This window comes from Aminobacter sp. MET-1 (assembly GCF_026521175.1).
GTDB lineage: Bacteria > Pseudomonadota > Alphaproteobacteria > Rhizobiales > Rhizobiaceae > Aminobacter.
Genome location: NZ_JAMSHL010000002.1, coordinates 64,141 through 76,900, shown reverse-complemented (window position 1 = coordinate 76,900; position 12,760 = coordinate 64,141). Strand labels below are relative to the sequence as shown.

The window sequence follows — 12,760 nt, the reverse complement described above, 5'->3', positions numbered from 1 at the left end:
GCCCCGGTCTTTTGGGAGGAAGACATGAAATTGAACAGAAGACATTTTCTAGCGACTTCGGCCGCCGGCATCGGCGCGCTCGCCATGCCCGGCGTCCTGCGGGCACAGCAGGGCGAGACGGTTCGCATCGGCCTGATCACCACGCTGAGCGGTCCGGGCCAGCTCTATGGCAACTACATCAAGGACGGCTGCGAGATCGCCGTCGAACGGCTGAACGCAGCCGGTGGCGTCAACGGCGCCAAGATCGAACTGGTGGTGCGCGACGACAAGAACTCGCCCGAAGGTGCTGTGACCGCATTCCGCGAACTGACCGGCAACGGCATCAAGCTGTTCGCCCAAGGCACGTTCACGGCCAATCTGCTCGGCACACTACCGCTGCTCGAGGAGGCTGATGTCACCATGGTGATGGTCGGCGCATCAGCGCTGGCGCTGACGCACGAGGCCTTCAATCCGCGCGCCTTCCGTCTCGGCTTCTCGTCGCCTATGTGCTTCGGCGGCTACGGCAACCTCATGGCCCAGAAACATCCGGAGATCGAGAAGTGGGCGATGCTGCGGTCCGACGTGACCGCGCTGGCCGACATCACCAACGCCTTTTCGAACGGCCTCAAGGCCGGAACGGAAAAGGCCGGCCGCAAGGTCGAGGTCCTCGATCCGGTGCTGGTGCCCTATGGCGGCGCCGACTTCCGCAACCAGATCTCCAACATCATCGGCTCCGGCGCGCCGGGCCTGTTCAACGTGCTGCAAGGCGCCGACGCCATCAGCTACTACAAGCAGGCGCGCACCTTCAGCCTCGACGAGAAGTTCAAGGTGCTGTGCGACTCCGCCAACGAGTTCGCCATCGCCAAGGCGATGGGCGCCAACACGCCGGCGTCGCTGTGGAGCTGGACCGGCTGGTATCCGGCGGCCAACAAGGACAACGCCGTCAGCGACGAAGTTCACAAGGCCTATATCAAGCTGCGCGGCGACGAATATCCGAACTGGTACATCGGCGTTTCGCACGACAGCATCCTGACGATTGCCAACGCGGTGGGCAAGGCAGGCTCGCTGGATGCAGCCAAGCTGGTGCCGACGATCGAGGCCGAGACGCCGCAGGGCGCGCTGGGCAAGATCCATTTCCGCAAGGAAGACCACGCCTTCGCCGGCGACCTCACCTACATCCGCTTCGGCCGCGACGACAAGAATGCCAATGGCTGGAGTGTGTTCGAGACGGCACAGCTTCCGGGCGCCGAGTTCCTGGAGCGGGCAACCCCCGGCTCCAAGCTCAACTAAAGGGCGGAAAAGTCAGATGTTCACGCTGGTCAACGGTCTCACGACCGGGATGGCGGTGTTTCTCGTTGCCGCGGGGCTGACCCTCGTCTTCGGGATCATGCGCATCCTCAACTTCGCCCATGGTGCCTTCTTCATGATCGGCGCCTATGTCGCAAGCACGCTCGTCGGCTCGGCGCCGCGTTCGGTCCTGGCGCTCATTGCCGCGGCCGTCGTTGCAGCGCTCGTGGTCGGCGTGCTTGGGATCGTTGTCCAGCGTTTCGTCCTCCGGCGCATTCAGCATGTCGACGAGCACTACATGCTGATCGCCACCTTCGCGGTGATGCTTGTCTGCGTCGGCTTCGTCAAACTGATCTGGGGGCTGGAATTCCTTTCGGTCGACCCGCCCCCCGGCATTGACACAGGCGTCGACATATTCGGCCTGTTCGTCCCCTCCTTCTCCTTGTTCATCATCGGTTCGGGCGTCGTCGTCTTCCTCGTGCTCGACTTCGTCATCCACCGCGCCTGGACCGGCAAGATGATCACAGCCATTGCCCGCGACGGCTGGATGGCTGAGCTCTTGGGCATCAACGTGCCGGCCGGCATCATGGCGGCCGTCGGCGGCAGCTTCGCGCTGGCCGGACTGGCCGGCGGGCTGCTGCTGCCCAACCAGACGCTGTCGCCGGCACTCGGCGACACCTTCCTGCTGCTCGCCTTCATCACCGTGGTCATCGGCGGCCTGGGCAATGTGCGCGGCGCCTTCATCGCCGCCATCCTGCTTGGCCTCATCGACGGCCTCAACACCATGTTCCTGCCGGCCTATCCGGGCGTTGCCATCTATGTCGGCATGGTCGCCTTCCTCTTGATGTGGCCAAACGGTATTCTGGGGGAAAGCCGGCTATGAATCGCACACTTTCCGGCCTGCTGCTGGGCCTTGTTGGCGCCGTCCTGATTCTGCTCCCGCTATGGGCCAATTCCGGACTGGTCTTCCTCGCCGGCACGACCATGGTGGTCGGCGTCTTCGCACTCTCCTGGAACCTCCTGTTCGGCTATGCCGGCCTCGCCAGCTTCGGCAGCGGCGGCCTGTTTTCCATCGGCGCCTACACGATGGCAGTGATGCTGCGCGGCGGGTTTGAAGGGCAGTTCCTGCTGCTGATCGCGCTGTCGACGCTGGTCGGCGGGGCTGTGGCATTCGCCATCGGCTTTGTTGCACTCCGGCGCTCGACCGGCATCTTCCTCGCCATCCTGACGCTGGCACTGGCCGAACTGCTGCGCATCACGCTCGCCAAGATCCACTGGCTCGGCGCCGAAGACGGCATACCAAGCATCGTGCGGCCGAACTTCTCCGTCGGTCTTGCCACGGTCGATCTCTCCAGCGGCAACCACTACTACTGGTTCATGTGCTTCGCCTGCGCTTTGCTGGTTGGCCTTTGCTGGTGGATCGCACATGGCCGTTTCGGCCGGACGTTGCGAACCATCCGCCTCGACATCGAACGCGCCGCCTTCATGGGCGTGGACACGCATCGCTACCGGCTGGTCGCCTTCACCATCTCGGGTGCGATTGCCGCCTGCGCCGGTGCTCTGTTTGCCCCCTGGGCGCAGATCGTCACACCCGACATCGGCAACATGATGCGCTCGACCCAGCCGATCCTGTTTACCCTGCTCGGCGGCGCCTCATCCTTCTGGGGCCCGATGATCGGCGCGTTCCTGTTCTCGGCCATCGAGTTCTCGACCCGCACGCTGGTCGGCATCCAGGAAATCATCACAGGCGCCATCCTGCTCGGCGTGGTGCTGCTGTTCCCGACTGGCGTTGCCGGCGCCTGGAACGCGCTTGTCGCCCGCCTGACGCGGCGCGAGGAGGCCAAGATCGCCGCACCCGCCCTCCAGACGGTCAAGGAGTGAGCCCATGGCAATGATCCGACTGCGCTCCGTCGACAAGAGCTATGGCGCGCTCAAGGTGCTGCATGGCGTCGACGCCGAAATCTCGGAGGGCGAGACCTTCGCCATCATCGGCCCCAATGGAGCCGGCAAGACCACGCTGTTCAAAGTGATGACCGGCGAAGTCGGCTGCGAGGCCGGCACGGTCGAATTCCTCGGCAAGGACGTGACGAGAGACCCCGCCTACAAGCGTACGCGCGCCGGCATGGGCCGCACATTCCAGGTCGCGCGCGTGTTCAAGGAGATGACGGCGGAGGAAAACATCGTCGTCGCCATCGAGGCGCGGCTGAAGAACGCCGGCCAGTCCGACGCGCCGTGGTATCAGGTCAGGCCGTCGCGGGCAGCGCGGGACGAAGCCCGTGACCTGCTTGCGAGGCTATCTCTCGACCGCAAGGCTGGAACGCATGCCGCCGAACTGTCGCATGGCGACAAGAAACGGCTCGAACTCGGCATCACGCTTGCCGGACGCCCCAAGGTGCTGATGCTGGACGAGCCGACCGCCGGCATGTCGCCGAGCGAGCGCGTCGGGGTCACCGAACTGATCCGCAGCATCAGCGGCAAGGACAGCGGACTGACCGTCGTCATGACCGAGCACGACATGGGCGTCATCTTCGGTCTGGCCGACCGGATCATGGTGATGAACCAGGGTCGTAAGATCGCCGAAGGCAGCATCGACGACATCCGCGCCGATCCCGTCGTGCGCGACGTCTATCTCGGCAAGGAAGCGCATCATGCTTGAGGCAAGTCGCATCAACGCTTTCTATGGCGGCAGCCATATCCTGCACGGCGTCGATCTCGACGTCCCTGCTCTCGGCAGAGTGGCCGTCATCGGCCGCAACGGCGCAGGCAAGTCGACATTGCTGAAGTCGATCATGAACGCCGGCCCGACCGTCAGCGGCGAGGTTCGCTGGGAGGGCCAGTCGATTGCGGGCCTACCCACCTTCAAGCGGGCGCGGCTCGGGCTGCAGCTGGTGCCGGAGGACCGCCGCATCTACCAGCATCTCAGCGTGCGCGAGAACATCAAGATGGCCGCCTATGCCACGGCGCCAGGGCGCACGCCCATTCCGGCGCAGCAGATCGTCGACCGGTTTCCGATGCTGCAGCCGATCGCCGAACGCGGCGGCGGCCAGATCAGCGGCGGCCAGCAGCAGATGGTGGCGATTGCGCGGGCGATTGCCTGCCGGCCGCGCCTGCTGCTGCTCGACGAGCCGACCGAGGGGCTGGCCCCTGCCATCGTCGAGCAATTGGCGGTAAGCGTGCGCGAGATGTGCGAGGCCGAGCAGGCAGCACTGCTGCTCTGCGAGCAGAACATCTGGTTCGCGCGCCAGACCACCGACACCGTACTGGTGATGGACACCGGCCGCATCGCCTTCCGCGGCAGCTGGCAGGATTTCGACGCCGACCCCGATATCAAGCAGCGCCATTTGGCGGTCTAGCGCTCCTCCCACCAAGACAAGAAGCCAAGCCCGTGCGGGCCCCACCCCTAAGCCAAGGAGCACAGGGAATGAGCAACCTTACCCAACAGCAAGTGCTGAGCGTGCATCATTGGACCGACACGCTGTTTTCTTTCACGACGACGCGCGATCCCTCGTTCCGTTTCGAGAACGGGCAGTTCGCGATGATCGGGCTGGAGGTTGACGGCAAGCCGCTGCTGCGCGCCTACAGCGTCGTCAGTCCCAACTACGACGAAACGCTCGAGTTCCTGTCGATCAAGGTTCCCGACGGCCCGCTGACCTCGCGGCTCCAGCATCTTGCTGTCGGCGACAGCATCGTGGTGGGACGCAAGGCTACGGGCACGCTTTTGCTCGCCAACGTGCGGCCTGGCCGCAATCTCTATCTGTTCAGCACCGGAACCGGCCTCGCTCCCTTCATGAGCCTGATCCGCGACCCCGAGACCTTCGAGCGCTACGAACGCGTCGTGCTCGTCCATGGCTGCCGACAGGCCAGCGAACTGGCCTATAAGGAGCAGATCACCGGCGAATTCCCCGAAAACGAATATTTCGGCGCGTTGCTGTCCAAGAAGCTGATCTATTATCCAACAGTCACCCGTGAGCCCTTCCGCAACCGCGGTCGCACGACGGACCTGGTTCGCTCCGGCGCGCTGTTCAGCGACATAGGCCTGCCGACGATGAGCCCGGCCGAAGATCGCGCCATGCTCTGCGGCAGCCCCGCCTTCATCGCCGACATGCGCGAGATCCTGGAAGGCCTCGGCATGAGCGAAGGCAACAATGCAGCCCCTGGCGAATATGTGGTCGAAAAGGCCTTCGCCGAGCGGGGCTAACCGCTGCCGCCACCTCAACACCTCACGGCAGCGAGATGGTGCCGTCGTCGGCCAGGTGGAAATCGGGATTGTGGGCGACCTCCCAGAGATGGCCTTCAGTGTCGGCGAAATAGCCGTACCAGCCGCCCCAGAAGGCGCGCTGGGCTGGCTTGACGATGCGACCGCCGGCCTTTTCGGCTGCGGCCAGGACTTCGTCGACCTCGGTGTCGGAGCGTGTGTTGTAGGCGAGCGATACACCGGAAAAGCTGCCCTTGCCGGCAGCTATGCCGGCATCGTCGGCCAGATGCTCGTGACCCCACAGTCCGAGCACCAACCCGCCCATCTGGAAGAAGGCGACGCCATCGGTTATGGCTTGGTTCCGCTTGAGCCCCATCGCCTCATAGAAACGCACGGCGCGGTCGAGGTTCTCGACGCCAAGGGTGACAAGCGAAATCCTTGGTTCCATGTCCAGCGACCTCCTCTATGCGCGTAAGTCCGGCCATCTTGCGAGATGACGCCAAGCGCGCCTTGATCCCTTGATCAGGGTCAACCCAGCGACCCGTGCCTATTCTCCTGTCCAGAGCGGATCACGCTTTTCTATGAAGGCGCCGATTCCTTCCTCGGCGTCCTTTGCCAGCATGTTCTCGACCATCACGCGCGCCGCGTGGTCATAGGCCTCGGCAAGGCCCATCTCGGCTTGCGCATAGAACGCTTCCTTGCCAAGCTTAAGCGTCAAAGACGATTTAGAAACAATGGTTTGGGCGTATTTGCCGACAATGTGATTCAGGTATTCGCGTGGCACGACACGATTGACCAGGCCGAAATCGCGCGCGGTGGTCGCGTCGATCGTCTCGCCGGTCAACAGCATCTCCATCGCCTGCTTGCGCGAAACGTTGCGTGACAGCGCCACCATCGGCGTGGAGCAGAACAGGCCGATGTTGACGCCCGGCGTGCAGAAGGCGGCCTGATCGGTGGCGATGGCAAGGTCGCAGCTGGCGACAAGCTGCAGGCCCGCGGCGGTGGCGAGACCGTCGACTTCAGCAATGACCGGCTTGGGGTGGCGAACGATCGACTGCATCAGCTCAGAGCATCTGGACATGGTCAGCTCGAAGAAGGCGCGGCCGTGGTCGGTGTCCTTGCGGTGCGCTGTCATCTCCTTGAGGTCGTGGCCGGCGCAGAACACCTTGCCCGACGCCGCGAGCATGATGACGCGCACGGCCTTGTCGTCACGAGCACGGTCGAGCTGGGCCTGAAGGGCAGCCATTGTGTCGAGCGACAGGGCATTGGCAGGCGGGTTGGCGAGCACGAGGCGCAGCACGCCCTTGTCGAGGCTGGACCAAACAGGCCCGTCGGAAGTGGTGCGCGCCAGGGTGACGATTTCTGCCATAGTGTCCCTCTTAGGATTCGAGCAGCCTAGAATCGCCTGCATCGGATCCTACGCATATACGCATGCGCTCGAATTTTGGTTCCCAACTATGTGACTGGAGCGGCGCCAAAGGTTCGAATGCAACCAGACGTTTACGCCGGCCAAGCGTGCCGGCCCGGAAGATGGGTCCGCAAATGCCGGAACAGAACGGATTGAAGCCTGTGATGACCGCGACCGAGGTCAACGCGCTGTTGCGGAGCGCCTATCCCCAACTCAACGATCAATATGACTTCTACCAGGTGACCGAGGTGTTTCCGGGCGGCTGCACGGTGCGGCTCAATGCCGACGAGCGCCATCTCAGGCCCGGCGGCACGGTTTCGGGGCCGTCGCTGTTCACACTTGCCGACATCGGCGGCTATGTCTGCGTGCTCAGCCATTCCGGTCCCGACGCGTTGTCGGTGACGACCAATCTCAACATCAACTTCATGCGCAAGGCGGAAGCCGGGCCGATCGACGGCCATTGCCGTATTCTCAAGCTCGGCAAGAGCCTGATGGTGTTCGACATCGACATCGTCGCCGGACCCGACCGCCACACTGTGGCGCATGCAACAGGCACCTATTCGATCCCGCCGAAGCGCTGAGCCTAAAGGCGGGACCCTCGTTACGCTGCGACCTGGGCCGTGATGCGAGCGGCAATATCGCCGGCAGACTGCTTCAGCGACCGCGGCGCCCTGCCCGCTAGCAATTCGACGTCGCCGGTGACAGATGACGTCCATCCTTGCGCAACCGGATGGAAGATCGCCGCCAACAATTCGGCGTAGCCTTGCGTCAGGCCGTTTGCGACCGCTTCCATAACGAAGCTGCGATCGTCGACGGGACTATATCGGATCGGCCGCCCCAAGGCTTCGGACAAGAGCGCCGCTGCGTCGGCATAACCGTATGCCGCAGGCCCCGTCAGCGCGAAGGCCTTGCCGTCAAAACGGTCGGTGGTCAGCGCACCGGCAGCGGCTGTTGCAACATCGACGGCATCGATGAAGCTCGTCTTGCCCTCGCCTGCCGGCACGCGGATTTCGCCGCGTCGCAGGTCATTTGCCCAGTAGGTGGCGAAGTTGTCGCTGAACCAGTTGGGGCGCAGGATGACAAAAGGCGCACCGGAACGCTCGAGCTTCAGCTCCAGCTGGCGGAGCGGGATGGCATCGCTTGCGTCGACACCAAGCGCTGTCTGCAACACGATCTTGATGTTGCGCGCCGCTGCCGCTTCCACCACGGGCCCGAGCAGGCCGACCGGATCGAGATAGCCGGTCGGCGACAGGGCAAAGATGCGGTCTACCCCTTCAAGGGCGGAAGCAAGCTTGTGCGGGTCGGCAAGATCGAGTTGCACGACCTCGGCGCCAGCTACGAGTTGGGGCGTGGCGTGGCGGCTGGCAGCCTTCACCTTCTCTCCCCTGCGCAGCAGTTCGGCCACCAGCAGCGCCCCGACATTGCCGGTTGCGGCCAGAACCAGGATTTTTCCTTCAGACATTTCAAACTCCATCCAGTTTCCATTGAAAAGCGACTTTCCAATGGATGGTTGATAGCCAGATGATACAGAGGTAGAAAGAAGGCACTTTCCGGTAATGAGGTGCCCGAGCTCGCCACCAGGTTACCTCCAGGAAATCGCCCCAGGGATGCCGCGATGCCCGTCTATGACGTCTACGCCAAGAACTGCCCGACCAGGATGCTGCTCGACCACATCGCCGACAAATGGACAGCGCTGGTGCTGTGGAAGATCGCCGAAGGCCCGGTGCGCTTCAACCAGTTGCGCCGCGACGTCGAGGGCATTTCGACCAAGGTGCTGTCGCAAACACTGAAACGGCTCGGCCGCGACGGGCTGATTTCGCGCGAGGTCTTCGCCACCGTGCCGGTGACGGTGGAGTATTCGATCACACCGCTGGGCCAGACACTTTCCGACAAGATCTCGATCATCGCCGAATGGGCCGAAACCAACATCGAGGCAGTGCTGGCGGCCCAGGAACGCTTTGACAAGGACACTGACGACGAGTCAGCGGCCACCGCTGCCGGAAGCGCCAGGCGCGGCTTGATTCAGGCCGCCGGCATGCGGTAAAATAATACCACTCTTCTATTTAATTGTTTTCACTTATCTTTTCGCCTTTGGGATCCAATCTCATCGGCTTGACGATGCGAAACCCCTCGCCTATAAGCCCATTCGAAACAGCGGCCCGCAATGGTCGCCGTTTTGTTATTGGCTGATGGCTCCGGCTTCTTGCCAATGAAAGCAACAAGAAACGCCTTCTCCGGAAGGTCCCAAACGAAAGCATGTAACCATGGCAACCTTTTCGCAGAAGCCTGCGGACGTGGTGAAGAAGTGGGTGCTGATCGACGCCGAGGGTCTCGTCGTCGGCCGTCTCGCCACCATCGTCGCCAACATCCTCCGCGGCAAGAACAAGCCCACCTTCACGCCTCACGTCGACGACGGTGACAATGTCATCATCATCAACGCCGACAAGGTCGTGTTCACCGGCAAGAAGTACACCGACAAGGTGTATTACTGGCACACCGGCCACCCCGGCGGCATCAAGGAGCGTACCGCTCGCCAGCTGATCGAGGGCCGTTTCCCCGAGCGCGTGCTCGAGAAGGCCGTCGAGCGCATGATCCCGCGCGGTCCGCTTGGCCGTCGCCAGATGAAGAATCTCCGCGTCTATGCAGGCGCAGAACATCCGCATGTCGCCCAGCAGCCCGAGACGCTCGACGTCGGCGCGCTGAACGCGAAGAACAAGAGGGCTTGATAATGGCTGATCTTTCCTCGCTCGCAGAGCTCGGCACCGTCGCCGCCGCCCAGCCGGCTGCTCCGGTCCACGTCCAGAAGCTCGACAAGAGCGGCCGCGCCTATGCCACCGGCAAGCGCAAGGACGCCATCGCCCGCGTCTGGGTGAAGCCCGGCTCCGGCAAGATCATCGTCAACGGCAAGGAATTCGCGGCATACTTTGCCCGTCCGGTGCTGCAGATGATCCTGAACCAGCCGATCGTCGCGGCCAACCGCGTCGGCCAGTACGACATCATCGCCACCGTTGTCGGCGGCGGTCTGTCGGGCCAGGCCGGTGCTGTTCGTCACGGCATCTCGAAAGCACTGACCTACTACGAGCCGGCGCTGCGCGGCGTGCTCAAGAAGGGCGGCTTCCTGACCCGCGACAGCCGTACGGTCGAGCGTAAGAAGTACGGTAAGGCCAAGGCCCGCCGTTCGTTCCAGTTCTCGAAGCGCTAAGCTTCCCGGAACCAGAATTTGGAAAGGCCGCCTCCGGGCGGCCTTTTCTTTTTGGCGTGCCGTCCCGACCGTGCGGCCCTATGATGTGCCCTGCTGGCGCCTGAACGCCCTATGGGAGACATCCATGGCCCGCATGCTCGCATTGGCGACCGCCCTGGCCATCGCCTTTCCCGCCGCAACGGCGGATGCCGCCACGAACAGGTTTCTGAAACGGGCGACGACGTTCGACAGCTGTTGGATGCGCGCGCATGAAAAGGCGCTGGAAAAAGGCGCCGACGAGCACAAAGCTGCCAAGAAGGCAGACAACCACTGCCGCAAGCAGGGCAAGCGACTGCTCAAGGAAGGTGGGTCGAAGTACTCGCTCAAGGAGAGGCGCAAGAACCTCCGGCAATCGGCTGAGTAACGCAGGCCGTCAGTTGGTCGGCGGCAGCACCGCCTGCCCCACAACCGAGGCGACCGGCTCCTCGATATCGGAGTAAGGCACACGATAGCCGTTGGCGGCCAGCCAATTGATGGCAGCGCGGGGCTCGTCGGTCTGGATCATGGTGGCACCACGCTCCGCCCAGAAGCCGAAGACCTCGCTTGGAAAGCCTGCCGCCACCGCCAGTTCATCGCCGCGACCGCCGGAGAGATAGCCACCGGGCTTGTTGACGATGGCGTGCGTGTCGACCCAGATGTGCCAGTTGCCGCGGACGGACGCGGCCTTCACGCGCGCCGAAAACAACGGGCCGCCGGTGTCCGTCATACCAACTGCGTCACCGCGCCAGGCGATCATCTCCACGGCGCTGGCGGCGAAGGCCTTGCCAGCCGCCTCGACGAAGGCGGGATCGCGCACGGCATCGTCGGCCATGACCGGCATGAACTGAAAGCCATTTCCCACCTTAGCCATGATCGCCTTGACGGAGGCGACCCGCTCGGCGTTCCAGAGGTTGGCCTTGACCACCACCTGCGCTTCCATGGCCATGGCGCGCGCCAGCGCCACCATGTCGACCAGGTCGGCGGTTTCGAGCTTGTTGTCGAGATTGACCAGGATCTTGCCTTTGGCGACCGCCAGATACTCCTGCAGCGTCGGCACCGGCTCGGCGGTGACAGCTCCGGTGCCTTCGACGACGAGGCGGCATTTCCTCAGTTCAGCCATCCTGTAGGCGAGCACCTCGCCCTTACAATCGGTGGTGCGGTCGAGCCAGCTGTCATGCATGACGACCAGTTCGCCGTCGCTTGAACGCCTGATGTCGATCTCGACCATCTCGGCGCCCAGCGAGATCGCGTCGCGCAAGGCGGCAATCGAGTTCTCGGCGAAGCGGCGTTTGCCGTCCTGCAGGCCGCCGGCCCTGTGGGCCACAACCATGACGTGGTCGCGCCACTGGTTGGCATTTTCGAAGCGCTCGAGAATCTGGTCGACGCGAGTGTCGGCATGGCCCGGTGTCGCCAGCCCCAAGGTCAGCAAGAACGAGACTACGCCTGTCAGAACTGCCCGCATGGGAATCGCTCCATCGCTGAAGATGCCGGAAACGACCTAGGCGGCGGCGATGACACGGGCGTGAAAGGCGCATGACAGGGGGATGAATGCGGGCTGTCACATGCTTTTCGCCATGGGGCTGGCATGTTGGGCCGGGCTTCTGTAGTTCTTGCGCCTCGAAATTGCGAAAGCCGAGAAAGGAGATTGCCCATGCCCTCTTCGTCGATCGATCACGCCTTCACCGCGCGAACCCAGAAGGGGCGCTCGGGTGATCCGACCTATGCAGGGGCATTGTCCTTCATGCGCCGCAAATATTCGAAGAACGTTGCTGGGGCCGACGCGGTCGTCTGGGGTATCCCCTTCGACGCAGCCGTTACCAACCGGCCGGGCGCGCGTTTCGGCCCGCAGGCCATCCGCCGCGCCTCGGCGATCTTCGACTGCGACCCGCAATACCCGTTCAACCGCGACCTGTTCGAAGACCTCTCGGTCATCGACTATGGCGATTGCCTGCTCGACAGCGGCAACCACCAGAAGACGCCTGGCGCCATCGAGCGCGAGGCCGCCAAGATCCTGAAGTCCGGCGCTTTCCTGCTGACGCTCGGCGGCGACCATTTCGTCACCTGGCCGGTCCTGAAGGCGCATGCGGCGATCCACGGCCCCATGGCGCTCGTGCAGTTCGACGCTCATCAGGACACCTGGCCTGACGACGGCAAGCGCATCGACCACGGCTCGTTCGTGGCGCGCGCGGTCAAGGACGGCATCATCGATCCCGACCGCTCTATCCAGATCGGCATCCGCACGCACGCGCCCGACGATTGCGGCATCAAGATCCTCTACGGCCACGATGTCGAGGAGATGCGCGCCGCCGACATCGCCTATGCCATCGTCGAACGCACTGGCGGCCGGAAGACCTACGTGACCTTCGACATCGACTGCCTCGACCCGGCCTATGCGCCCGGAACCGGCACGCCCGTGGCGGGCGGCCCATCCTCGGCCAAGATCCTCTCGGTGCTGCGCCAGCTGAACCAGATCGATATTGTCGGCGCCGACATCGTCGAGGTTGCACCGGCCTACGACCATGCCGATATTACGGCCATCGCCGGCTCGACTGTCGCCATGCACTATCTTGGCCTGCTGGCCGAAAAGAAGGCACGCGAAAGCGCCTGACAAAGCGATTCAACTGGTTCGGACAATGAGTCCGAATTTGGCCACAAGCCTCTGACACTGCTT

At 63.5% G+C, this 12,760-nt stretch carries 16 protein-coding genes; 12 read left to right on the top strand and 4 right to left on the bottom strand.

Going from position 1 to position 12,760, the window contains the following annotated elements:
- The first annotated feature begins 24 nt into the window (after nt 1-24).
- The 6 genes from NDO48_RS02915 (at nt 25) to NDO48_RS02890 (ending at nt 5,464) form a co-directional block, all read left to right on the top strand.
- A complete protein-coding gene (locus NDO48_RS02915) occupies nt 25-1,269 on the top strand; it encodes an ABC transporter substrate-binding protein (protein WP_267320831.1) in 1,245 nt (414 codons plus the stop codon).
- Between the two features lie 16 nt (nt 1,270-1,285).
- Nucleotides 1,286-2,149 carry a branched-chain amino acid ABC transporter permease gene (locus tag NDO48_RS02910; protein WP_018427406.1) on the top strand — a complete coding sequence of 288 codons (864 nt, stop codon included), beginning with the start codon at nt 1,286-1,288 and terminating at the stop codon, nt 2,147-2,149.
- Entirely contained in the window at nt 2,146-3,147 is a 1,002-nt protein-coding gene (locus tag NDO48_RS02905) for a branched-chain amino acid ABC transporter permease (RefSeq protein WP_018427405.1), read from the top strand. The genes NDO48_RS02910 and NDO48_RS02905 overlap by 4 nt, the downstream gene beginning before the upstream one ends.
- 4 nt (nt 3,148-3,151) lie before the next feature.
- Nucleotides 3,152-3,922, top strand: coding sequence for an ABC transporter ATP-binding protein (locus NDO48_RS02900; RefSeq protein ID WP_026227065.1), 771 nt, complete (start codon nt 3,152-3,154; stop codon nt 3,920-3,922).
- A complete protein-coding gene (locus NDO48_RS02895) occupies nt 3,915-4,619 on the top strand; it encodes an ABC transporter ATP-binding protein (protein WP_018427403.1) in 705 nt (234 codons plus the stop codon). The genes NDO48_RS02900 and NDO48_RS02895 overlap by 8 nt, the downstream gene beginning before the upstream one ends.
- Nucleotides 4,620-4,687: 68 nt before the next feature.
- Complete coding sequence (locus NDO48_RS02890) at nt 4,688-5,464, top strand: ferredoxin--NADP reductase (protein ID WP_026227064.1); 777 nt, start codon at nt 4,688-4,690, stop codon at nt 5,462-5,464.
- A gap of 22 nt (nt 5,465-5,486) precedes the next feature.
- Here NDO48_RS02890 and NDO48_RS02885 read toward each other — a convergent pair whose 3' ends face one another.
- Together NDO48_RS02885 and NDO48_RS02880 are read right to left on the bottom strand one after the other, a co-directional pair.
- Complete coding sequence (locus NDO48_RS02885) at nt 5,487-5,909, bottom strand: VOC family protein (RefSeq protein ID WP_018427401.1); 423 nt, start codon at nt 5,907-5,909, stop codon at nt 5,487-5,489.
- A 99-nt stretch (nt 5,910-6,008) separates the two neighbouring features.
- Nucleotides 6,009-6,830, bottom strand: a complete 822-nt coding sequence (locus tag NDO48_RS02880) for an enoyl-CoA hydratase (protein WP_018427400.1) — start codon at nt 6,828-6,830, stop codon at nt 6,009-6,011.
- A gap of 173 nt (nt 6,831-7,003) precedes the next feature.
- On the opposite strand from NDO48_RS02880, the gene NDO48_RS02875 reads away from it, so the two are divergent.
- Nucleotides 7,004-7,450, top strand: a complete 447-nt coding sequence (locus NDO48_RS02875; RefSeq protein WP_026227063.1) for a PaaI family thioesterase — start codon at nt 7,004-7,006, stop codon at nt 7,448-7,450.
- Nucleotides 7,451-7,470: 20 nt separating this feature from the next.
- Here the strand turns inward: NDO48_RS02875 and NDO48_RS02870 are convergent, their stop codons facing one another.
- Nucleotides 7,471-8,331, bottom strand: a complete 861-nt coding sequence (locus NDO48_RS02870; protein WP_040456629.1) for an NAD(P)H-binding protein — start codon at nt 8,329-8,331, stop codon at nt 7,471-7,473.
- A 153-nt stretch (nt 8,332-8,484) separates the two neighbouring features.
- Here NDO48_RS02870 and NDO48_RS02865 point away from each other — a divergent pair, with 153 nt between their 5' ends.
- From NDO48_RS02865 to NDO48_RS02850, 4 genes are all read left to right on the top strand, one after another.
- Nucleotides 8,485-8,913, top strand: coding sequence for a winged helix-turn-helix transcriptional regulator (locus NDO48_RS02865; RefSeq protein ID WP_018427397.1), 429 nt, complete (start codon nt 8,485-8,487; stop codon nt 8,911-8,913).
- A 220-nt stretch (nt 8,914-9,133) separates the two neighbouring features.
- Nucleotides 9,134-9,595: a 50S ribosomal protein L13 gene (rplM, locus tag NDO48_RS02860; RefSeq protein ID WP_018427396.1), complete on the top strand. Its 462-nt coding sequence runs from the start codon at nt 9,134-9,136 to the stop codon at nt 9,593-9,595.
- A 2-nt stretch (nt 9,596-9,597) separates the two neighbouring features.
- Entirely contained in the window at nt 9,598-10,071 is a 474-nt protein-coding gene (gene rpsI / locus NDO48_RS02855; protein WP_018427395.1) for a 30S ribosomal protein S9, read from the top strand.
- A 124-nt stretch (nt 10,072-10,195) separates the two neighbouring features.
- A complete protein-coding gene (locus NDO48_RS02850) occupies nt 10,196-10,474 on the top strand; it encodes a hypothetical protein (protein ID WP_018427394.1) in 279 nt (92 codons plus the stop codon).
- Nucleotides 10,475-10,483: 9 nt separating this feature from the next.
- On the opposite strand, the gene NDO48_RS02845 is transcribed toward NDO48_RS02850, so the two are convergent.
- Nucleotides 10,484-11,551, bottom strand: coding sequence for a glycerophosphodiester phosphodiesterase family protein (locus NDO48_RS02845; protein WP_267320830.1), 1,068 nt, complete (start codon nt 11,549-11,551; stop codon nt 10,484-10,486).
- A 189-nt stretch (nt 11,552-11,740) separates the two neighbouring features.
- Here NDO48_RS02845 and speB point away from each other — a divergent pair, with 189 nt between their 5' ends.
- A complete protein-coding gene (speB, locus tag NDO48_RS02840; RefSeq protein ID WP_018427392.1) occupies nt 11,741-12,697 on the top strand; it encodes an agmatinase in 957 nt (318 codons plus the stop codon).
- The last annotated feature ends 63 nt before the right edge of the window (nt 12,698-12,760 follow it).